21 protein-coding genes are annotated in these 23,182 nt (G+C 37.0%); 17 read left to right on the forward strand and 4 right to left on the reverse strand.

The window, feature by feature from the left end; genetic code table 11:
• Positions 1-71 precede the first annotated feature (71 nt).
• A complete protein-coding gene (locus KO02_RS23515) occupies positions 72-224 on the forward strand; it encodes a lmo0937 family membrane protein (protein WP_144243270.1) in 153 nt (50 codons plus the stop codon).
• Between the two features lie 4 nt (positions 225-228).
• On the opposite strand, the gene KO02_RS06755 is transcribed toward KO02_RS23515, so the two are convergent.
• Positions 229-918: a 2-C-methyl-D-erythritol 4-phosphate cytidylyltransferase gene (locus KO02_RS06755; RefSeq protein WP_038696940.1), complete on the reverse strand. Its 690-nt coding sequence runs from the start codon at positions 916-918 to the stop codon at positions 229-231.
• Positions 919-1,003: 85 nt separating this feature from the next.
• Positions 1,004-2,053, reverse strand: a complete 1,050-nt coding sequence (gene queA, locus KO02_RS06760; protein ID WP_038696942.1) for a tRNA preQ1(34) S-adenosylmethionine ribosyltransferase-isomerase QueA — start codon at positions 2,051-2,053, stop codon at positions 1,004-1,006.
• A gap of 191 nt (positions 2,054-2,244) precedes the next feature.
• Between queA and KO02_RS06765 the strand changes: the two genes are divergently transcribed.
• From KO02_RS06765 to KO02_RS06805, 11 genes are all read left to right on the forward strand, one after another.
• Positions 2,245-3,489 (forward strand): ABC transporter permease, encoded by a 1,245-nt coding sequence (locus KO02_RS06765; RefSeq protein WP_038696944.1) that lies wholly within the window; start codon positions 2,245-2,247, stop codon positions 3,487-3,489.
• A 231-nt stretch (positions 3,490-3,720) separates the two neighbouring features.
• Positions 3,721-5,058, forward strand: coding sequence for a sigma-54-dependent transcriptional regulator (locus KO02_RS06770; RefSeq protein ID WP_038702246.1), 1,338 nt, complete (start codon positions 3,721-3,723; stop codon positions 5,056-5,058).
• A 491-nt stretch (positions 5,059-5,549) separates the two neighbouring features.
• Complete coding sequence (locus KO02_RS23735; RefSeq protein ID WP_158500271.1) at positions 5,550-5,690, forward strand: hypothetical protein; 141 nt, start codon at positions 5,550-5,552, stop codon at positions 5,688-5,690.
• A gap of 139 nt (positions 5,691-5,829) precedes the next feature.
• Entirely contained in the window at positions 5,830-6,189 is a 360-nt protein-coding gene (locus KO02_RS06775) for a hypothetical protein (protein WP_038696946.1), read from the forward strand.
• 14 nt (positions 6,190-6,203) lie between these two features.
• The gene (locus KO02_RS24330) at positions 6,204-6,281 is read left to right on the forward strand and encodes a potassium-transporting ATPase subunit F (protein WP_144243399.1); all 78 of its coding nucleotides are present in this window, start codon (positions 6,204-6,206) and stop codon (positions 6,279-6,281) included.
• Between the two features lie 38 nt (positions 6,282-6,319).
• Positions 6,320-8,008: a potassium-transporting ATPase subunit KdpA gene (gene kdpA, locus KO02_RS06780; protein ID WP_038696948.1), complete on the forward strand. Its 1,689-nt coding sequence runs from the start codon at positions 6,320-6,322 to the stop codon at positions 8,006-8,008.
• A 79-nt stretch (positions 8,009-8,087) separates the two neighbouring features.
• Positions 8,088-10,097, forward strand: coding sequence for a potassium-transporting ATPase subunit KdpB (kdpB, locus tag KO02_RS06785; protein ID WP_038696950.1), 2,010 nt, complete (start codon positions 8,088-8,090; stop codon positions 10,095-10,097).
• An 11-nt stretch (positions 10,098-10,108) separates the two neighbouring features.
• Entirely contained in the window at positions 10,109-10,675 is a 567-nt protein-coding gene (locus KO02_RS06790; RefSeq protein WP_038696952.1) for a K(+)-transporting ATPase subunit C, read from the forward strand.
• A gap of 207 nt (positions 10,676-10,882) precedes the next feature.
• The gene (locus tag KO02_RS06795) at positions 10,883-11,971 is read left to right on the forward strand and encodes a porin (protein ID WP_038696955.1); all 1,089 of its coding nucleotides are present in this window, start codon (positions 10,883-10,885) and stop codon (positions 11,969-11,971) included.
• A gap of 80 nt (positions 11,972-12,051) precedes the next feature.
• A complete protein-coding gene (locus KO02_RS06800; RefSeq protein WP_038702248.1) occupies positions 12,052-13,173 on the forward strand; it encodes a histidine kinase in 1,122 nt (373 codons plus the stop codon).
• On the forward strand, positions 13,173-14,921 hold the full coding sequence (locus tag KO02_RS06805; RefSeq protein WP_038696957.1) for an ATP-binding protein: 1,749 nt from the start codon (positions 13,173-13,175) through the stop codon (positions 14,919-14,921). The genes KO02_RS06800 and KO02_RS06805 overlap by 1 nt, the downstream gene beginning before the upstream one ends.
• Before the next feature lie 110 nt (positions 14,922-15,031).
• On the opposite strand, the gene KO02_RS06810 is transcribed toward KO02_RS06805, so the two are convergent.
• Positions 15,032-16,237: a pyridoxal phosphate-dependent aminotransferase gene (locus tag KO02_RS06810; protein ID WP_235212359.1), complete on the reverse strand. Its 1,206-nt coding sequence runs from the start codon at positions 16,235-16,237 to the stop codon at positions 15,032-15,034.
• Between the two features lie 175 nt (positions 16,238-16,412).
• Here KO02_RS06810 and KO02_RS06815 point away from each other — a divergent pair, with 175 nt between their 5' ends.
• The 5 genes from KO02_RS06815 (at position 16,413) to KO02_RS22705 (ending at position 21,806) form a co-directional block, all read left to right on the forward strand.
• The gene (locus KO02_RS06815) at positions 16,413-17,387 is read left to right on the forward strand and encodes a bile acid:sodium symporter family protein (protein WP_038696959.1); all 975 of its coding nucleotides are present in this window, start codon (positions 16,413-16,415) and stop codon (positions 17,385-17,387) included.
• A 56-nt stretch (positions 17,388-17,443) separates the two neighbouring features.
• Positions 17,444-18,421 (forward strand): cation diffusion facilitator family transporter, encoded by a 978-nt coding sequence (locus tag KO02_RS06820; protein WP_038696961.1) that lies wholly within the window; start codon positions 17,444-17,446, stop codon positions 18,419-18,421.
• A gap of 106 nt (positions 18,422-18,527) precedes the next feature.
• Entirely contained in the window at positions 18,528-20,318 is a 1,791-nt protein-coding gene (gene lepA / locus KO02_RS06825; RefSeq protein WP_038696963.1) for a translation elongation factor 4, read from the forward strand.
• Between the two features lie 29 nt (positions 20,319-20,347).
• Positions 20,348-21,235 carry a bifunctional 5,10-methylenetetrahydrofolate dehydrogenase/5,10-methenyltetrahydrofolate cyclohydrolase gene (locus KO02_RS06830; RefSeq protein WP_038696965.1) on the forward strand — a complete coding sequence of 296 codons (888 nt, stop codon included), beginning with the start codon at positions 20,348-20,350 and terminating at the stop codon, positions 21,233-21,235.
• A 49-nt stretch (positions 21,236-21,284) separates the two neighbouring features.
• Positions 21,285-21,806, forward strand: coding sequence for a hypothetical protein (locus KO02_RS22705; RefSeq protein ID WP_051959789.1), 522 nt, complete (start codon positions 21,285-21,287; stop codon positions 21,804-21,806).
• A gap of 72 nt (positions 21,807-21,878) precedes the next feature.
• On the opposite strand, the gene hisD is transcribed toward KO02_RS22705, so the two are convergent.
• Complete coding sequence (hisD, locus tag KO02_RS06840) at positions 21,879-23,168, reverse strand: histidinol dehydrogenase (protein ID WP_038702254.1); 1,290 nt, start codon at positions 23,166-23,168, stop codon at positions 21,879-21,881.
• Between the last annotated feature and the right edge of the window lie 14 nt (positions 23,169-23,182).

Below are 23,182 nucleotides of genomic sequence, written 5' to 3' on the forward strand. Positions count from 1 at the left end.
TTTACATTTCCAAACAACAAGCCCATTCATATGTTATATGAACATGTAATCACATGTTAACATATTATATTATGGGAAATTTATTGTACATCATCGCTGTGATTTTAGTTATTATCTGGGCGATTAGTTTTTTGGGAGGTTTCTATACAGGTGGAATCATACACACTTTACTCGTTATCGCAATTATTGTGATATTATTGCGTGTGATAAGAGGAAATACATAGGTCTTTACATTTTTAAATAGAGTTGGGCAATTTCTATATCTTCGGGATAGGTAATTTTAATGTTTTTATAATCACCGGTCACGATTTCAATGGAGTTGCCTAATTTTTCTACCACGGAAGCATCATCTGTAAATGTTGCTTCTTCGTTTTGTTGATATGCAGTTTCTAATAAGTTCCCTTCAAAGACCTGTGGTGTTTGTACAAGCCAGATTTGGCTTCGGTCAATAGCCTTGTTACAGTTTCCTGTTGTGAAACGAACAGAATCTGTACACGATCTTGCGACGATAACTGCTTTTGATTTCTTAACTTTTTCAAAGGCAAGATCTATCGTTGAGATCGCAATTAAAGGTCTTGCTGCGTCATGGACAGCTATTGCATGGTCATTTAGTTGTAGTTGTCTATTTTTGATAAAGGCGATTCCATTTTTGACGGATTGAAATCGAGTCTTGCCCCCATAAGTAATAGCATGCGGAATGCTGAAGTTGTATTGTTGGCAAAGTGATTTCCAAAATTCCTCCATTTCAGGGTCGATTGCAATAATAATTTGTGGCTGCGTTTTACTTGCATAAAATTTTTCGATCGTATGCATCAATACAGGCTTGTTGTCCAGAAGGAGGTATTGCTTAGGTAAATCTGACTGCATTCGACTTCCTTTTCCTGCGGCCACTATAATTACGAAATTTTGATCACTCATGTTATATTGTCAATATGGGGTGGGTCGGAAACAAAAAACGTGGATAAATACGATATTTATCCACGTTTATATTTTATATATCTGATTAGATAATCAACATGGCATCGCCATAGCTATAAAATCTGTATTTTTCTTTAACAGCTTGTTCGTAAGCATTCATGACATGTTCATAACCTCCAAAAGCAGCAATCATAACCAATAAAGTAGATTCTGGTGTATGGAAATTTGTAATCATAGAGTTTGCAATACTGAAATCGTACGGAGGATAGATGAACTTACTTGTCCAATCATTAGCAGGCTTTAAATGACGATCTGCAGAAACAGCAGATTCGATAGCACGCATTGATGTAGTACCTACAGCACAAACTTTTCTCTTAGCATCAATCGCTTTATTAACAGTTTTGGCAGCTTCTTCAGTAATGATGAACTGCTCCGAATCCATCTTGTGCTTTGTTAAATCTTCTACTTCAACGGTTCTGAAAGTACCCAATCCTACGTGAAGCGTTACTTCAGCAAAATCAACACCCTTCAATTCCAAACGTTTCATCAACTCACGAGAGAAGTGAAGACCTGCTGTTGGAGCTGCTACTGCACCTTCATTTTTAGCATAGATCGTTTGGTAACGAAATTTATCTTCAGGTGTTGCTTTACGAGTGATATATTTTGGAAGTGGTGTCTCACCTAAAATCTCGATATTACGACGGAATTCTTCATCCGTACCATCAAATAAGAAACGGATCGTACGACCACGAGAAGTTGTGTTGTCTACTACTTCAGCAACTAATAAATCATCATCTCCAAAATAAAGTTTATTACCTACACGGATTTTACGAGCTGGATCAACTAGAACATCCCATAAGCGAAGTTCTTTGTTTAATTCACGTAACAAGAAAACTTCGATTGTAGCTCCAGTTTTTTCTTTATTGCCATACAGACGTGCTGGAAAAACTTTTGTATTATTTAAGATCATGACATCTTTGTCATCAAAATAATCTAATACATCTTTAAAAATTTTATGCTCAATTTTACCAGTGTCGCGGTGTAAAACCATTAAGCGTGATTCGTCACGATTTTCAGTTGGTTCAGACGCCAAAAGAGACTCTGGTAAGTTGAATTTAAATTGAGATAACTTCATCTTTAATATTGATATTTTAAATGATTGCCTTTATTGTATTTAAGTTCCAAATAACAGACTTATCGGAACATAAATAAGCATACAAAGGTAGTCAAATTTTTAGTTAAAAGGGAGTTTCTTTCATGATTAAATTGATTAATGAATTGATTTTGACATAAAATCAAAACTAAATTGTAATTTAGAAGCTGAATATGCTAGCTATAGGTCTCATAAAAGAAAGTGCGAAATTCGCACTATCGGCTTTAAAAGATAATCGAACACGGACATTGTTATCGTTATTAGGGGTGACAATTGGTATTTTAACGATTATTGGTGTCTTTTCAGCCGTCGATACATTACGAAATAATATTGAAGACTCTGTCAAAAAGATAGGGTCAAATACACTGTATATCCAAAAATGGCCTTGGGCAGGTGGACCCGACTTCCCCTGGTGGAAATACTTGAATAGACCAGAACCTAAGTATGAAGATTATTTAGCGCTAAAGGAGCGTATTACTACAGCTGATAAAATAGCCTATATGATTGATATCGGTAACTCCACGATTAAATACAAAAATAATAATGCTTCGGGTGTTTCCATTTCTGCAGGAACGCAGGATCAATATAATATCCAAAATCTGAATGTCGAAAAAGGAAGGTATTTTGTTGAGAGTGAAACGCGGGCCGGTTCTTTAGTAACGGTGTTGGGAGCTGTTATTGCGGAAGGTCTTTTTCCGAATACGGATCCTTTGGGTAAGTATGTCAATATGTTGGGGAGAAAAGTTCAAGTAGTAGGCGTCTTGAAGAAGGAGGGAGAAGGAGTCCTGATTAATACCTCACCGGATAACAGTGCCTTCATTCCTTTTGAACTTGCTCGAAATTTGGTAAACTACGATAATTTCTCTCCTAGTATAGCCGTTCGGGTGATGTCTAAATATACGCTGGCTGAAGCCGAAAGTGAAATTAAGGTGTTGATGCGTTCTATCCATCGTATTGCGCCACAACGTGAGGATGATTTTTCTATTAATCAAACAACGATGATTACATCGCAGTTGGATAAAATGTTTGGGATTGTCAATTTAGCGGGATTTTGTATCGGTATATTTTCTGTTTTAGTAGGGGGATTTGGGATTGCCAATATTATGTTTGTAAGCGTAAAAGAGCGAACGCATATTATCGGTATACAAAAAGCTTTGGGCGCAAAAAATTTCTTCATTCTATCACAGTTTTTGATTGAATCCATTGTCCTATGTTTGTTAGGGGGGGCTATTGGATTATCGATTGTCTATCTAATCACCCTGTTAGTGAAACTTACCATTGGAATGGCGATTATAGTGAGTTTGAAGATGGTCGTGTTAACTGTTTTTATTTCAACGATAATTGGATTGATTTCAGGAATAGTACCTGCCTTAATGGCTTCTAGATTAGATCCTGTGGAAGCAATAAGAAGTAAATAATAGGTTTTGCTCTCTTTTTACAATCCTGTAGACTGGTATATGTTGATAGCTAATAACGTTTCTAAAGAATTGATTCCATTGGAACGTGATAATATTACTATTCTATCACGTTTTGAAAAATATGCTATGAACAATCCTGACCATTTCGGTCGCTAGGTGTTTTTATTTCGTTTCACGTGTTCATCCATATCGTATACAATTTATTTAAGTTTGGTAAATAATTTTAAAAAATTGAGCACTATCCTAATCATCGACGACGAAGATAAGATCCGTACATTACTCGCTAGAATAATTACGCTAGAGGGCTATGAGGTATTTCAAGCATCAGACCTAAAGAAAGGTTTGAGACGATTGGAAGAACAAGATATAGACGTTGTAATCTGTGATGTCAAATTGCCTGATGGAAGTGGAGTTGATATTACAAAAGTAATCAAGGACAAATATCCGTATATCGAAATCATTTTATTGACAGCTTATGGGAATATTCCTGATGGGGTACAGGCGATTAAAAATGGTGCGTTTGATTATATTACTAAAGGAGACGATAATAATAAGATTATCCCTCTTTTATACAATGCTAGTGAAAAGGTAGCGCTGGCAAAGCGTGTGCGAGAGCTCGAAAGACAGCTTGGTGATCGTCATTCATTTGATAAAATTGTGGGGAAATCTAAAGCAATCTTGAATGCTATTGATTTGGCAAAGAGAGTTGCTGTAACGGATACAACTGTTTTACTGACGGGTGACACGGGAACTGGAAAAGAAGTTTTTGCACAAGCGATACATCAGGCTAGCAATCGTCAAAAATTCAATTTTGTAGCCATTAATTGTGCTGCATTCAGTAAGGACTTGTTGGAAAGTGAATTGTTTGGACATAAAGCAGGTTCATTTACTGGGGCATTGAAGGATCAAAAAGGACTTTTCGAAGAGGCTAATAAAGGAACGATCTTTCTGGATGAAATTGGCGAAATGGCCATAGAGCTGCAGGCTAAAATCTTAAGAGTATTGGAAACCGGTGAATTTTTGAAAGTCGGTGATACTAAGGTAACACGGGTGGATGTTCGTATTATTGCGGCAACCAATCGTAACTTAGAGGAGGAAATGGTAAACGAGAACTTCCGGAGCGATTTATTTTATCGTCTTTCAGTATTCAGCATCTATTTGCCCGCATTGCGTGAACGTAAACAGGATATCCATTTATTAGCGATTTATTTTACACAAATATTTTCTACACGAGCTAACCGGAGAGAGCTACAGATTTCGCCAGAATATGTAACTGCTTTGGAAAACCATGATTGGAAAGGAAATATTCGAGAACTTAAGAACTGCATAGAACGTAGTGTGATTTTATCAGATACTGATGTATTGTGTGTAGAAACACTTCCTTTTGCCCGTATTTCTGTGGATTCGGGGACTAGAATATTATCTGCCTTCTCCATGGAGAGTGTAGAAAAATTACATATCCAAAAAGTATTGCACCATACCCATGGTAATAAAGCTGAAGCTGCTCGACTCTTGGAAATTGGTATTGCTACTCTTTACCGTAAGATAGAAGAGTACAAATTAGTATAGGAGTGAACTGAACAATAACATGCCTTAATGCTGTATTTTTCCGATTCAGCTTCAGACCAACTTATCCCCATATTCGGACTGTGAGCACGGTGAGACCACTATAAGTCTACGTTGTGTCCACCTTTTATAGTGCTTTCACTATGGTAGCACTATAGTTAGAACCTAATTACATGAACAAGCTGTGTCAGCGTAAGTCCCAATTATGTCGCTCGCAGAGACCAATGTTTACGTATCAGTCTCGCATTTATGTATCTAAAATATACGCGTGATGGGCATCGTTTTAATAAATAACACTGGTGATTACCAATTTATATGTCATCATAAAAGCTAAGAACAATACTTCTATTATGATAAGAGGCCTATCAAAATGATAGGTTTTTTTGTTTACAGTTATTTTTGTTTTTCGTGTAAACATCTGTTTTTCATTATGTTGATGTTATTTTTGTTGGGTTTGGAATAAAATTGGCATCAGCTATTTCAAATGAACACTCATGTTAAATTCGAAATGGAAAAAAATCAGGCAGTACGACAAGTACTGGAAGTGTGGTATTACCCACGGGGTATTGAAACTTGCTTTTGTCGCAATCGTGATTTTTGCACTGGTAAAATTGGTAGACGAACTCAGTATATAAACTTATAGATATGATAGCCATAGTATTGACCCTCGTCGGTGTAATTTGTTTTCTACTATTTTTTAAATCAATTGACTTCTTTGATCAGATTTAATTATTTACCCCTGCTTTTATTAACAAATGAAATACCTTGAATAAGATGAAAACAAAAATGATAAGTACGCTTGAAGAATGGATGCCTGAGTCCCGTAGCTGGATTTCGGATAATGATTTTATTGATCATACAATTTCCGACTATCAAATTTTGGAAAAATTGGCTGATGTATGTTTAAAAAAGATGAATTCTGAAAATGAGCATGAGAATGAAGATGCAGGCGAAATCGCCAAAGTTGTGAATCTGATGTATCAGGGGGGTAATCAATATACACGCAATGCCATTGAAAATGAGTTTTTGACTAAACTAGCTATAGCAGAAAGTCCTGCAAGTTTGAAAAAACATCTAGACATACTCCCAAAAGAACTGAGAAAGGAATATCTAAAAACGATATTGGAAAATTAATATTAAAACAGGTGATGATAGCATTATTCATAATAGCAATTGGCGTGTTTGCATACATCGTGTATGTATTGCTAAAGCCAGAACAGTTTTAACGATAAAACTGAGGTTGAAATATATTTGAAATTTAATTATGAACACAGAAATAATAGCCATAATCGTCCTATTTCTGGGCACGATCGCCTTAGCAATTCCTCTTGGAAGATATATTGCCAAGGTATTTGCTGGAGATAAGACATTTCTCGACCCCATCTTCTATCCGATTGAAGGGTTTTTCTATAAAATAACAGGAATCGATTCAAAGGTTGAAATGAATTGGAAGCAACAGATGGTTGCACTATTGACGATTAATATGCTGTGGTTCCTATTGGGAATGTCGGTGTTGATGACCCAAGGTATGTTACCCTTAAATCCAGACCATAACCCAAGCATGTCTCCAGATTTAGCATTTAATACAGTGATATCTTTTGTCGTTAACTGCAATTTACAACATTATTCTGGTGAGACAGGGGTGAGTTATTTGGGGCAATATTGGTTGATGTTTTTGCAATTTGTAAGTGCGGGTACAGGTATGGCTGCTGTAGTAACTCTTTTTAGGGCTTTTAGGGATAAAACTGCGATAGATTTGGGTAATTTTTATGAATACTTTATAAAATCTTGCACCCGTATATTGCTTCCTTTATCCTTTGTTGTAGCTATTTTACTTGTTTTTCAAGGTACACCAATGACATTTGACGGCAAGGATACGATGGTGAGTTTGCAAGGAGATACGGTCCAAGTGTCAAGGGGCCCTGCAGCAGCATTTGTTGCCATTAAACATATTGGTACCAATGGTGGTGGTTTTTTTGGTGCGAATTCGGCTCATCCTTTTGAAAATCCGACGTACTTCAGTAATATGGTGGAAATGGCCGCCCAGATGATCGTTCCGTTTGCCATGATCTTTGCTTTCGGTTATTTTATCAAAAGAAGAAAATTATCGTGGATGATGTTTGCAGTGATGACTGTGGGGTTTTTGCTGCTGGCTATCCCTAATATTCGTATGGAGATGAATGGTAATCCTGCTATTGAAAAACTGGGAATAGATCAATCATTAGGTGCCATGGAAGGAAAGGAAATTCGTATCGGTGCTGCTACATCTGGTTTTTGGAGTATTGTGACAACAGTGATTTCAACAGGGTCTGTCAATTCAATGCATGATAGTTCTATGCCACTTTCTGGTATGAACGAATTGCTTGCCATGATGATCAATAGCTTCTACGGAGGGGCAGGAGTAGGTATTCTGAACTTTTTTATATTCATTATTCTGGCTGTATTTATCAGTGGTCTGATGGTAGGACGTACACCCGAATTTCTGGGTAAAAAAATCGAAGCTAGGGAAATGAAGATCGCCATGATCATTGCTTTGATCCATCCATTTTTAATTTTAGTTGGTGTTGGTTTAGCAACTGCTTTCCCGGGTCAGGGTGCCGCAACTTTAAATAATCCAGGATTTCACGGATTTAGTGAGATTTTATATGAGTATACTTCTTCATCAGCGAATAATGGAAGTGGTTTTGAAGGTCTAGGCGACAATACCCCTTGGTGGAATATCAGTACGGGCATCGTTTTGATATTCTCGCGATTCTTACCCATTATTGGCCCCGTTGCTATTGCAGGCCTATTGGCTCAGAAGAAATTTATTCCACAAGGGGAGGGAACTTTGCAAACCGATACGGCAACTTTTGGGATTCTGATATTTACCGTTATCGCAATTGTAGCGGCATTATCATTCTTCCCAGCATTGGCTTTAGGGCCCATTGCAGAGTATTTTTCAATGCATTAATCTCATTTGAATGGTAAATAATCTGTGGCTCATATATTTCTGACATGGATGTTTACTTCATTAATAATAATATTTTAATATGAATAAGAATCAATCATTGTTTCAGCATGACCTATTGCTGCAAGCTGGCAAACAGTCGTTCGTGAAATTGAATCCTAAACTCATGTTTCGGAATCCTGTTATGTTTACCGTAGAAATCGGGACTTTCGTGATGCTTGTAGTTTGTATATGGATACTGGCGGGAGAATCATCGCAGGGTAGTTTTGGATATAATTTTATCATATTCTTGCTGCTATTGCTGACATTATTATTCGCCAATTTTGCTGAAGCTATTGCCGAAGCGAGAGGGAAGGCACAAGCCGATAGTTTGCGTAAAACGCGAGAGGAGACACCTGCTAAACTGGCAGATGGAAAAATAGTTTCTTCTTCGCAGTTAGTTAAAGGCGATATTTTTATTTGCGAAGCAGGAGATATTATCCCTTCTGATGGAGAGATTGTTTCTGGATTGGCAACAATAGATGAAAGTGCCATAACCGGTGAATCAGCTCCAGTGATACGAGAGAGTGGTGGCGATAAGAGTAGTGTGACCGGTGGTACAAAGGTATTGTCCGATAGCATACAAGTGAGGGTAACGACCGAGCCTGGAGAAAGTTTTTTAGATAAAATGATTGCTCTGGTTGAAGGTGCAAGCCGTCAAAAAACACCGAATGAAATCGCATTGACAATCTTGTTGGCAGGTTTTACATTGGTATTTATTATTGTGACGGTCACCCTAAAGCCCTTTGCAGATTATGCTAAAGCTCCTATTACAATTGCGGCTTTTATCTCTTTATTTATCTGTTTAATACCGACAACTATTGGCGGTTTGTTATCTGCTATTGGTATAGCTGGAATGGATAGAGCGCTACGAGCAAATGTGATTACTAAAAGTGGGAAAGCTGTGGAGACGGCAGGTGATATTGATGTCTTGTTATTGGATAAGACAGGAACGATTACCATAGGTAATCGTAAAGCAACTCATTTTTATCCGTCCAATAACATAGCTGAACAGCAATTGATAAGAGCAGCTGTTCTGAGTTCGATGAGTGATGAAACCCCAGAAGGGAAGTCAATCATCGAACTGGCTGGAATAAACCCAATTTCGTACCCCATTCATTCGCCAGTTTTTATCAAGTTTACCGCAGAAACTAGAAGCTCAGGGATTGATTTTGATCAGACCCGTATTCGTAAGGGAGCAACAGATGCGATTCGAAATATTGTAACGCAAGCAGGCCATGCCTTCCCATTAGATATAACGGATAACGTTACGAAAATATCTCAAAATGGAGGTACTCCTCTGGTTGTTTGTGAAAATGAAATAGCCTTGGGTGTAATCGAATTGCAAGATGTGATCAAGCCTGGTATCCAAGAAAGATTCGAACGTTTGCGAAAAATGGGAATCAAAACGGTGATGGTAACCGGTGATAACCCGTTGACCGCTAAGTATATTGCTGAAAAGGCGGGGGTAGATGATTTTATTGCTGAAGCTAAGCCTGAAGATAAAATGAACTACATCAAGATGGAGCAGGCAAATGGACGTTTGGTTGCGATGATGGGCGATGGAACAAATGATGCTCCTGCACTGGCACAGGCAGATGTTGGTGTAGCTATGAATAGTGGGACTCAGGCCGCTAAAGAAGCTGGAAATATGGTCGACTTGGATAATGACCCTACGAAATTAATTGAAGTTGTAGAGATCGGTAAACAGCTGTTGATGACAAGGGGCACCTTAACTACTTTCAGTATTGCAAATGATGTAGCTAAATATTTTGCAATCATTCCAGCGTTATTCATAACGACCATTCCGGCATTACAAGGATTGAACATCATGCATTTACATAGTCCTGAAAGCGCTATTTTATCTGCTGTTATATTTAATGCGCTTATCATTCCATTTTTGATTCCTTTGGCGTTAAGGGGTGTGGCTTATAAACCAATTGGTGCTAGCGCTTTGTTACGTCGCAACCTACTGATATTTGGTCTAGGAGGTGTTTTAGTGCCTTTTGTGGGTATTAAACTTATTGACCTCATTGTTTCCTTATTTTTTTAAATATTAACACTATGAAAAAGCATATTTTACCAGCAATTAAGCTGACCATTATTTTGATTGTTTTTTTTGCAGTAATCTACCCCTTTGCTATTTGGGCCATTGCCCAGGCAGCTCCAAATAACGGTAAAGATGAAATCATCACTTTTCAAGGCAAGACCTATTACAAGAATATTGGCCAGTCTTTTACCGATGATCATTATTTCTGGTCGCGTCCTTCTGCTGTAAATTATAATGCAGCAGGTTCTGCGGGTAGTAATAAAGGACCATCCAATCCATCATACCTCGCAGAGGTCGAAGCTAGAATTGATACTTTTTTGGTGCATAATCCTGAAATCACCAAACGCGAAATACCTGTTGATTTGATTACGGCTAGTGGGAGTGGTTTGGATCCACACTTCTCTATACAAGCGGCTCAAGTACAAGTGAAACGTATCGCTAAGATCAGAAATATATCAACAGTAGCTCTTGTTGCTTTGATTGAGGATCATACCGAAAGACCGCTGTTTGGGATATTTGGTCCAGCGAAAATCAATGTGCTAAAATTGAATATTGCATTAGATCAATTAGCCGCGAAATAATGATGATATGGAATACCTATGTAGCACAAGCTACAGACATGGATGAATCTAATTCTTTCATGAGTTTCATCGCACTCGGATTGGATATTCCAAAAGGCCATTAAAAATCAAATTATATAAATATGAAATTGAGAAGTAAATAATTTTGACACAGGAGGCAAATATTATTTATTCAAGCTATCATCAACAAATGAAAAAAATAATAGGATGAAAAGATATATCATCTGTTCCATATTGTTATTAGGAACAATCCAAATTTTGCAAGCACAGGAAAAGGTTGAGGACAAAAAAGCGTTAACCGTGAGTGGTTACGTCGAGGTGTATGGGCAGTACGATTTTTCAAATCCGAAAAATAATGTGAGACCTGGATTTGTGTATAGCCACCATCGGAATAACGAGGTGAATTTAAACCTTGGACTGATTAAAGTGAATTACGATACCGAGAGGGTCAGAGCTAACCTCGCGCTTGGGGCTGGAACTTATATGAATGTAAATTATGCTGCGGAACCTGCAACATTAAAAAATAGCTATGAAGCAAATGTAGGGATTAAAATTTCGAAAAAACATAATCTATGGATTGATGCAGGTATTTTTCCATCGCATATTGGATTTGAAAGTGCTATTAGTAAAGACTGCTATACCTTGACAAGGAGTATGGGCGCCGAAAACTCACCATACTTTGAAACAGGAGCAAAGGTGTCGTATACAACGGAAGATGGTAAGTGGTTGTTAAGTGGGCTAGTTTTAAATGGATGGCAAAGAATTCAGCGAGTTGACGGAAATAGTACTCCTGCCTTTGGACACCAAGTAACTTATAAACCAACAGATAAAGTAACGTTGAATAGCAGTTCGTTTATGGGGAGTGATCAAGCTGACTCTGTCCGTAGAATACGTTATTTTCATCATTTTTATGGACAGTTCCAATTATATGATAAGCTTGTTTTGATAACAGGTTTTGATATAGGGGTAGAACAAAAGCAGAAGGGAAGTTCGAAATACAATACCTGGCTTACCCCTGTTTTGATTGCTTCTTATAAGGTCCATGATGATTTAGCGTTTGCTCTTCGAGGTGAATATTATCAAGATAAGGATGGCGTATTAATCGATACCGGGACACCACATGGCTTTCAAACTTTTGGCTATTCTTTTACGTTAGATTATACGGTTTTGACGAATTTAATCTGGCGAACTGAATTTAAAAAATTACAGAGTAAAGATGCTATTTTTGTTGAACGAAATGCTGCCTTGACGAAAGATAATGTGATAGGAATCACTTCCTTGGCGTTGCGTTTTTAATTTAACCATTATTTTCACGCTAATCTATTGCATGTGTTTCACAATAGAATAGCGTGAATTATCATATGATCTATTCTTGTATGGAAGAAAGGAAAGATGCGGAATATTTCTTGAACCTGATAAAAAAGTCTAGGAAAGGAAAATTTAAACTGTACATCGGTATGAGTGCCGGTGTGGGTAAGACATACCGTATGTTGCAAGAAGCGCATACACTTTTGCATAATGGTATAGCTGTTAAAATAGGCTATGTGGAGACCCATAATAGAAAGGAAACGGAAGCGCTGTTGGATGGACTTCCTGTAATACCGAGACGTAAATTGTTTTATAAGGGTAAAGAGCTTGAAGATTTGGATGTACAGGCAATTATTAATTTGCATCCTGAGATTGTTATTATTGACGAGCTAGCGCATAGTAATATGGAAGGTAGTCTCAATGAAAAGCGCTGGCAGGACGTTGTCGATATATTGGATAGTGGTATTAATGTGATTAGCGCAGTCAACATCCAGCACATTGAAAGTTTACATGATGAGGTTAAAGAAATCACAGGAATCGATGTGCAGGAACGTATACCTGATCGTGTTTTGGGCTTGGCAGATGAAGTAGTTAATATTGATTTGACTGCTGAAGAGCTAATTGATAGGTTGAAGGAGGGGAAAATTTATGATGCAGCCAAGATTGAAATGGCATTAGCCAATTTTTTTAATACTAATCATATCTTGCAGTTGCGCGAGTTGGCATTGAAAGAAGTGGCGTCGCAAGTACAAAGGAAAGTTGAGGCGGAGGTTATTCACAGTAAATACGTAAAAAAAGAACAACTTTTAGCTTGTATTAGTTCAAATGAAAAGACAGCAAAGATTGTGATTCGTAAGACCGCAAGATTAGCAAATTATTATAATAGTAAATGGTTTGTGCTTTATGTACAGACACCAAAAGAAAGTGTTTCTAAAATAGCCTTGGATAAACAACGGCATTTGATTAATAATTTTAAATTAGCAACAGAATTGGGGGCGGAAATCATTAAAATTAATCACAGAAATGTCTCAAAAGCGATTATAGACCAATGTGAAACAAGACAGATAACGACAGTTTGTATTGGGAAGCCACATTTGAGATTGATAAAAATAATCTGGGCAACAAATACTTTTAATACCCTTTTAACAAAGCTTTCGAACGAAAAAATAGACCTTATAATTCTTTCATAATGCGCATTAAAACAAAATTAACTTATGGTATTGGATTACTTTTTCTCATGATCGTACTATTGGTTGTGGTAAGCGGTTGGTACGTCAATCAATTGAAGAGGGACACGAATAATATCCTAAATGCGAACTACAATACCTTACAATATGCTCGGAATATGTTATTAGCATTGGAAGAGTATACTGTTGATACTACAGCGTTACATGAGTTTAAAGAAAATTTAGAGAAACAAAAAGAGAATGTTACGGAGATTGGAGAGATACAAGCAACACAGTTGGTAGAGAAGCATTTTTATCAATTTATTGAAAATAAATTTGATCTGACACTCATTTCAAAAATTAGGAAAGATATCACAGAATTGATGCGGCTCAACATGGAAGCCATAGAACGGAAAAGTGATATAGCGTCTGTCACAGCAGAAAAGGCCATTGCTGTTATTTCGATTACGGGAACATTATGTTTTTTGATTGCTTTTATTCTCATTGTCAATCTACCGTCCAATATTGCCAACCCAATAAAGGAATTAACAGAAAGTATTAAACAGATTGCGAATGAAAATTATAAAAAAAGAATTCATTACGAAGGACGCAATGAATTTGGTGAGCTTGCAAAGTCCTTTAATACAATGGCAGAGAAGCTTGAAGAATATGCCGAAAGCAAATTGGATAAGATATTGAAGGGGAAAAAGCGGATCGATACGTTGATTAATAAGATGCATGACCCCGTAATTGGTATCGATGAAGAGAAGGTGGTTTTATTTGCGAATGAAGAGGCTTTGAAGATTACGGGTTTACTTGGAGAACAATTGATTGGAAAGCAGATACAGGATGTGGCTGTTACGAATGATCTGGTCAGGGATTTTATTAAAGATATCTTTCGCGATAAGCAGCAACGGGATGGGGAGCTTTTAAAAATTTATGCTAATGGTAAGGAAAGTTATTTTGAAAAAGAGATTGTCGACATCAATATTGTGCCAACGGGTGAATCAGAATCACAATTTATAGGCCAGGTCATCATGTTGCGTAATATAACGCAATTTAAAGAGATGGATTTTGCAAAAACGAATTTTATAGCAACAATCTCTCACGAGTTGAAAACACCTATTGCCTCTATAAAAATGGGATTGCAATTGTTGGAAAATAAACAAATCGGTACGCTTAACGAAGATCAGAACAATCTTGTTCAAAGTATTCGTGATGATACGGTTCGGTTATTGAAAATTACGGGTGAATTGTTGGATATGACTCAGGTTGAAAGCGGAACAATTCAATTAAATGTATCACCCACGAATGTCAGCGAACTGGTGGAATATGCGATACGTGCAACAAAGGCTATGGCTGAGCAAAAGAACATTGAATTGCGATTGCAAATGGAAAATAATCTTCCGGATGTACTTGCAGATAATGAAAAAACGGCTTGGGTGCTGACCAATTTATTGTCAAACGCGGTGCGTTATTCTTATGAAAATTCGGCTATTTATATCATCATAGCATCGACTGATGATCAGGTTAGAATCGCTGTAAAAGATGCTGGACAAGGAATAGAAGGACAATATAGGGATAAGATATTTGAACGTTACTTTCGTATACCAGGAACAAAAAAAGAAGGAACAGGTTTGGGGTTGAGTATCAGTAAGGAATTTATTGAGGCGCAAGGAGGAACCATTACGGTCGAAAGTGAATATGGTTCGGGAAGTATATTTTCTTTTACATTGAATGGTGTGGTAACTGTCCATTCGAAAAATGGCTGATCTTTGGATGTTGATCTACAGGGAAATATACGTTAAATATGCAAGCTGATTTTTAAGTTTATAATTGGTGAACTTAAAAATCAGCTTGCTTTAGCAGGGTAGTAAATGGTTTATGCCAATTTACCCAAAGCTTCTTTAATACGTCTTAATGCTTCTACTAGGCTTTCGTCTGAAGCAGCATAAGATAGACGAATATATTTGTCATTTCCGAATGAATCACCACCAACGGTAGCAACATGACCTACGTTTAATAAGTACAATGCTAAGTCTGATGAGTTTTTGATTACATTTCCATTTTCATCTTTTTTTCCAAAGAATGAACTGATCTCAGGGAAGAAATAGAATGCGCCTTCAGGTAAATTTGTCTTAACACCTGGAATTGCAGCTAATAGATCATACACCAACTGACGGCGACGTACAAATGCTTCCTTCATGATATTCACTGATTCTAATCCTTGCTCATAAGCAACGATACCAGCACGTTGTGAAATCGAGCACGTTCCAGAGGTTGTCTGTCCCTGTAATTTATCATTTGCAGCAGCAATCTCTTTATTACAAGCAATATAGCCTAATCTCCATCCTGTCATTGCAAATGCTTTAGAAAAACCATTTACGATAATAACGCGATCTTTAATACTGTCAAATTGGGCAATTGATTCGTGTTTGTCTACAAAATTGATATGCTCATAGATTTCATCGGATAGGATGAACACATGTGGATGTTTTTCAAAAACTTTTGCCAAAGCAGCCAATTCATCTTTACTATACACCGTACCTGTAGGGTTATTGGGTGATGAAAACATGAATAATTTAGTTTTTGGCGTGATGGCAGCTTCGAGTTGCTCAGGCGTAATTTTAAAGTTGTTATCAATTTCAGTATTAATGTAAACAGATTTTCCTTCTGCCAATACAACCATTTCTGAATATGAAACCCAATATGGAGTAGGGATTACGACTTCATCACCTGGATTAACAAGTGTTAAAATAACATTTGATAAAGATTGTTTTGCACCTGTGGAAACTACGATTTGAGAAATATCATAATCAAGATTATTTTCAATCTTCAATTTATTCACAATAGCCTGACGCAATTCTGGGTATCCTGGAACTGGAGAGTAACGCGTCCAATTTTCGTCCAATGCCTTCTTAGCAGCTTCTTTAACGTGGTCTGGAGTATTAAAATCTGGTTCACCAACACTTAAGCTGATAACATTAACGCCTTTTGCGGCTAATTCACGACCAAGCTTAGTCATTTTAAGCGTAGCCGATTCGGATAGATTGTTTATCCGATCTGATAAATATGATTGTGTGCTCATGGTAAGACAAAGATATTATTTAGAATGCAATTAATGCGCTAATTTCTTGAAAAAAGACAAACGATTGTTTGTGTTTTCCTGAAAATATGTAAAGTTAGCTAGATTTCTATTATTTTAAAATAACTTGTAGTTTTGACGGGTCGCTTTTTTGTACACACATCAATACATGCATATTATGAAAGTAAAAATAGACTCCTTTGTTATTGGCTTGTTTGTCGCTATTATTTTAGCATATATCTATCCCAACCTGGCATTAATAGAAGGAAAATTTTCTTTAGATTCAATTACTACGATAGGTATTTCCTTGATATTCTTTTTTTACGGGCTCAAATTAAGTTTAACAGATTTAAAAGCGGGATTGTCAAATTGGAAATTACATGTGCTCGTTCATTTTTCAACTTTTATCCTCTTCCCTCTATTAGTCTTGCTATTTCTACCCTTTGTAAAGACAGAAATTCAGCACCAATTTTGGCTTTCTTTTTTCTTTTTAGCAGCGCTACCTTCGACTGTTTCTTCATCTGTAGTGATGGTGTCGATAGCAAAAGGAAATATGCCAGCAGCTATATTTAATGCAAGTATATCCGGTATTATAGGAGTTATTGTCACCCCTTTATGGATGGGGTTGTTTTTAACAGTGAACTCTGATTTTGATTTCGGTCATATTTACCTAGGACTGTTTCTAGAAATCATACTTCCAGTTATTCTTGGGATAGCATTACAACCCTATTTGGGTAAATGGGCGCGTAGGTTTTCAAAGCCATTAAGTACGTTTGATAAAACGATCATTCTTTTAATAGTCTATAAAAGTTTTGCAGACTCTTTTATAGAAAAGATTTTTGATGCGGTGGACGTCTGGTATTTCATATCGGTTTTTGCAGGAGTAATTCTTCTGTTTTGCTTAGTCTATTTGCTTATCTGGTATATTGCTAAATTGTTGAAATTTCCAATCGAGGATCAAATTACAGCTATTTTTTGTGGCTCTAAAAAATCACTTACACATGGTTCTGTTTTTGCGAAAATTATTTTTAGTCATGTGGGACTGGGTTTCGGACTTGTATTTTTCCCGATTATGATCTACCATGCTTTCCAGATATTTGTGGCTAGCATCATTGCGCAGCGTTATGCCAAAAGGTTGTCGGTTAAAAACTAAAAAGTAAACAATTACGTTATATCACTACCTTTGTCGCGATTGAAAATAATATATATATGTCTAAGCAAAAAAGATTAGTCCTACTTTCCCTTTTAACGGGATTAGGGTTAATGATTATTAAGTTTGTAGCGTATTTCCTAACGGCTTCTAATGCTATTTTTACGGATGCAGCAGAAAGTATTGTTAATGTTATTGCTTCCAGTTTTGCTTTTTATAGTATTTATTTAGCAGCACAACCTAAAGATAGGAACCATCCTTATGGACATGGTAAAGTGGAGTTCTTTTCTGTTTTTTTAGAAGGAGGATTAATCTTTATCGCAGGGGCAATTATTTTGGTAAAAGGTTTCTATAATATCTTTTTTCCTGCTACATTATCCAATTTGGAGGAAGGTATTTGGTTAATTGCCATTACAGCGCTGATTAATTTTATCGTCGGATTTTATATCATGAAAAGGGGACGTGCATTGGGTTCTCTTACCTTGGAAGCTGATGGTAAACACTTACAGATTGATGCGTACAGTACAGTAGGGCTTATTGTCGGATTGATTCTCATGAAATTAACGGGATTGAACTGGATTGATATTGCGATATCATTTGCGCTTGGTAGTTTTATTTTATATAATGGGTATAAGTTGTTGCGCCAATCAATTGGAGGACTTATGGATGAGTCCGATGTGGATCTTGTGAAAGAAGTGGTTAATGTTTTACAGGAAAATAGGCATGCGGATTGGATTGATATTCATAACTTAAGGGTTCAACGTTATGGTAATGAGCTGCATGTAGATTGTCATTTGACTTTGCCAAACTATTATTCCTTGAATAAAGTGCATGATGAAATATCAACGTTAGATAAGATCGTGAATACAAAAATGTCTATTAAAACAGAGTTTTTTATACATGCAGATCCTTGTTTACCAGAGTGTTGTCATTACTGTCAGGTAGAGAATTGTCCTATACGTTCTGAAGAATTTAAAGCACGAATCGATTGGGTCGTCGAAAATGTTACTGCCAACCGGAAACATTTTCTTTCTTAAACTGAAAACTTAAAATTTAAGTGCATAAAAATAGGAGGGGGCTTGCCTTAAATGTCTATCAAAAAAAGTATCTTTGCTTTTTAGAAACGATTTTTAAAAATCCTATATGAAGCAAATACGTAATTTCTGTATCATCGCACACATTGATCATGGTAAAAGTACATTAGCCGATCGATTATTGGAGTACACGAATACCATTACAAAACGTGAAGCGCAGGCACAATTACTTGATAATATGGATTTGGAACGTGAACGTGGTATTACCATCAAAAGTCACGCCATCCAAATGAATTATATACAGGACGGTCAAGAGTATATTTTAAATTTAATTGATACTCCCGGACACGTCGATTTCTCGTATGAAGTGTCACGCTCAATAGCAGCCTGTGAAGGTGCTTTATTGATTGTAGATGCTTCTCAAGGAATTCAAGCACAAACAATCTCCAATCTTTATTTAGCTCTTGAGCATGATTTGGAAATTATCCCAATTTTAAATAAAATGGATCTTCCGGGTGCAATGCCTGAGGAAGTAAAAGATCAAATTATTGATTTAATTGGTGGTCAACGTGAAGATATTATTCCAGCATCAGGTAAAACTGGTTTGGGTATTCCAGATATTTTAAAAGCGATTATAGCGCGTGTACCAGCACCAGTAGGTGATCCGGCTGCACCATTACAAGCTTTGATCTTTGACTCTGTATTTAACTCTTTCCGTGGTATCATGGCCTATTTCAAGGTTGTAAATGGAGAGATTCGCAAAGGTGATAAAGTGAAATTTGTTGCAACAGGGAAAGAATATTCTGCGGATGAAATCGGTACATTGAAGTTAAATCAAGTTGCCAAGGATGTTATTAGAACGGGCGATGTTGGTTATATTATATCAGGTATCAAAGAAGCGCGTGAAGTAAAAGTAGGGGATACCATTACGCATAAAGAAAGACCTTGTACTGGAGCTATTCAAGGATTTGAAGAAGTGAAACCAATGGTTTTTGCAGGTATATATCCTGTTGATACGGAGGACTATGAAGAATTACGGGAGTCCATGCATCGTTTGCAATTGAATGATGCTTCTTTGGTTTTTGAACCAGAGTCATCAGTAGCTTTAGGTTTTGGATTCCGTTGTGGTTTCTTGGGAATGCTCCACATGGAGATTATCCAAGAACGCCTTGAGCGTGAATTTGATATGACGGTTATCACAACGGTTCCCAACGTGTCTTACAAGGCTTATTTAACAAAAGACAATGAAGAGGTTCAAGTGCACAACCCGTCAGATTTACCTGATCCAAGTAAGCTGAATGCTATTCAAGAGCCTTATATCAAAGCAAATATCATTACCAAATCTGATTTCGTAGGGCCAATTATGTCGCTATGTATTCAAAAACGTGGTACTGTTATTAATCAATCATATTTAACTTCCGATCGTGTTGAATTGGTTTTTGAAATGCCAATGGGTGAGATTGTATTTGATTTTTACGATAAATTGAAGACGATATCTAAAGGGTATGCTTCTTTCGATTATACTCAAATCGGTTACCGCCAATCAGATCTAGTACGTTTGGATATTCTCTTGAATGATGAGCCTGTCGATGCATTATCATCTTTGATTCACAGAAGTAATGCATATGATTTTGGTAAGAAAATTTGTGAAAAGTTAAAGGAACTATTACCTCGTCAGCAGTTTGAAATTCGTATCCAAGCATCTATTGGGATGAAGATCATTGCTCGTGAGACGATTTCTGCATTACGTAAGGATGTAACAGCAAAATGTTATGGAGGGGATATTTCTCGTAAGCGTAAGCTATTGGAAAAACAGAAGAAAGGTAAAAAACGTATGCGTCAAGTAGGTAACGTTGAAATTCCACAATCGGCATTCATGGCAGTACTGAAATTAGATTAGAAAACTTATAAAATCCTATTCCTATAAAAATGAATTTATTAGACGGTAAACTCGTATCAGCTAAAATAAAAGAAGACATCAAAATAGATGCAGCTGATTTTACAGCGAAAGCTGGACGTAAACCTCATTTGGTAGCTATCTTAGTTGGAAACGACGGTGGTAGTGAAACCTATGTGGCGAGTAAAATGCGTAATTGTGAATTAGTAGGTTTTGAATCTACCAATATTCGTTACGATGTTGATGTGACTGAAGAAGAATTGATTGCGAAAATTCAAGAAATTAATGCCGACGCAACCATTGATGGTTTAATCGTTCAATTGCCACTTCCAAAGCATATCGATCCCGATAAAATAACAGAGGCTATTGATTACCGTAAAGATGTAGATGGATTTCATCCGATCAATTTGGGTAGAATGCAACGTAATTTGCCTTGCTTTATCCCAGCGACTCCTTACGGTATTATGTTGATGCTTGATTATTATCAAATTGATACAGCAGGTAAGCATGCAGTAGTTGTAGGTAGAAGTAATATCGTTGGTTCGCCAATGAGTATCCTGCTAGCACGTAATTCAAATCCAGGGAATTGTACCGTTACATTAACGCATAGTCGTACGCAAGATTTGAAGACTGAAGTTTTGCGCGCAGATATTATTGTAGCAGCAATAGGGAAGAAAAATTTCGTAACTGCTGATATGGTAAAAGAAGGTGCTGTTGTCATTGATGTGGGAATCAATAGAGAAAATTCTACAGAAACAAAATCTGGATTTAAATTATACGGAGATGTGGATTTTGAGCATGTGGCACCAAAAGCTTCTTGGATAACGCCTGTACCGGGTGGAGTTGGCTTGATGACTATCGTCGGGCTCTTAAAGAATACATTGGAAGCAGCTAAGGGGAGCATTTATCCAAAGGGATAATTGGCATAAATATTGATTGGTTAAGTCTGTTAACCAAAAAATATATAAAATGAAAAAAATTGCATTTTTAGCATTGTTTGCAGGAGCTTCGTTGACTTTTGCAGCTTGTAATAACACTCCAAAAGAAGATAAGAATAGTGACGGTGAAATTACTGTTGGAGAAAAGTTAGATAATTCTTTAGATAGTTTAGATAAACATACAGACATGGCAGCTAATGAAGCGAAAGCTAAATATGAGCAAGCTAAAAAAGATCTGGATGAAGCTATTGCTAAAGGAGACAAGAAAGCGGAAGAAGCTGCTCGTAAAACAGTAGATGAAACAAAAACTGCTTGGGATAAAATTACAGCAGGAACTGAAAAAGTAGCGGATGACGTAGAAGATGGTGTTAAGGATGCTGCACATGCTACTGGAAACGCATTGGATAAAGCTGCAGATGCAACCGCTAAAGCTGGTAAATCTGCTGTTGAAGGAACTAAAGATGCAGCTAAAGCTGTAGGCAATGCGGCTGATAAAGCGGCAAAAGATGTTTCGAACAAAGCGAAAAAAGTAGGTGAAGCTTTGAAAAACTAATTTCATAAGCAAGAACTCATAAAAAAACCCTTTCAGCATATGCTGAAAGGGTTTTTTTATGAGTTTAATCAATTACTTCATTTTCCGAATACTAACAGCGTTCTTATGTGCGTGTAGCCCTTCTAATTCTGCAAGAATCTCTACAGTGGAACCTATATTTAATAAACCGTCTGGACTGATGTGTTGGAAAGTAATCTTTTTAACAAAAGAATCAACCGATACACCAGAATAAGATTTTGCATAGCCAGAAGTCGGAAGCGTATGATTCGTTCCTGAAGCATAATCACCTACGCTCTCTGGTGTTAAATGTCCTAAAAATACAGAACCTGCATTTAAAATAAGACGGATTAAACGTTCCCATTCATCTGTCTCTAAAATCAGATGTTCAGGGGCATAAGCATTACTAAATGCAATTGCTTTTTGTAGATCGGTTACCAATACAGCATAGGAATTTTCGATTGCCTTGTTTGCTAATTCAAAACGCGGTAAAACAGCTAATTGTTTTTCTAGTTCTAGATTTACCTCCGCAATAATACTTGCCGATGTCGCGACCAATACCGCTTGGCTGTCCGCTCCATGCTCTGCTTGTGCTAATAAATCAGCAGCAACAAAAGCAGGTGTTGCCGTCTCGTCAGCAATGACCAATACTTCGGAAGGACCTGCCGGCATGTCGATGCTAACATTTGTCATTCCTTGAACAATACTTTTTGCCTTAGTTACAAATTGATTACCAGGTCCAAATATTTTATATACTTGAGGAATGGTTTCTGTACCGAAAGCCATTGCGGCAATGGCTTGGGCTCCACCGACTAGATAGATGCGCTCTATTTTTAAAAGTTTGAGACAATAGGCTACAAAACCATTAATTTTTCCGCTTTTTTGAGGTGGAGAACAAACAACAATCTCTTTACAGCCGGCAATTCGAGCGGGTACCCCTAGCATCAATAAGGTGCTAGGTAATACGGCAGAACCGCCAGGGATATAAAGACCTACCTTCTCAATCGGACGAATTTCTCGCCAACATTTTACGCCTGCTGTTGTTTCTACGACACGCTCACGTTTTACTTGTGAAGAGTGAAATTTATGAATATTTTGAAAGGCAATTTCTAAAGCTCTTTGTTGATCGCGATTAATGGTAGACGCTAATGCATCAATATCGTCGGAGTCGAGATAAAGCTTTTCTAGCTCAACTTTGTCAAATTGCTGTGCATAGTGAATTAAAGCTTTATCGCCATTTTGACGTACCTCTTGTATAATATCCAAAACAGTATCTTGGATAGCATGGGAAGGGTCTGTATTACGCGTCGTTAATGCCAGCAGTTCTGCTGGTGTTAGCGTAGCATATTCAAAAGTTTTAAGCATCATGAATTTTGTTT

Origin of the sequence: Sphingobacterium sp. ML3W, assembly GCF_000747525.1 — a bacterium.
In the GTDB taxonomy this organism is placed as follows: domain Bacteria; phylum Bacteroidota; class Bacteroidia; order Sphingobacteriales; family Sphingobacteriaceae; genus Sphingobacterium.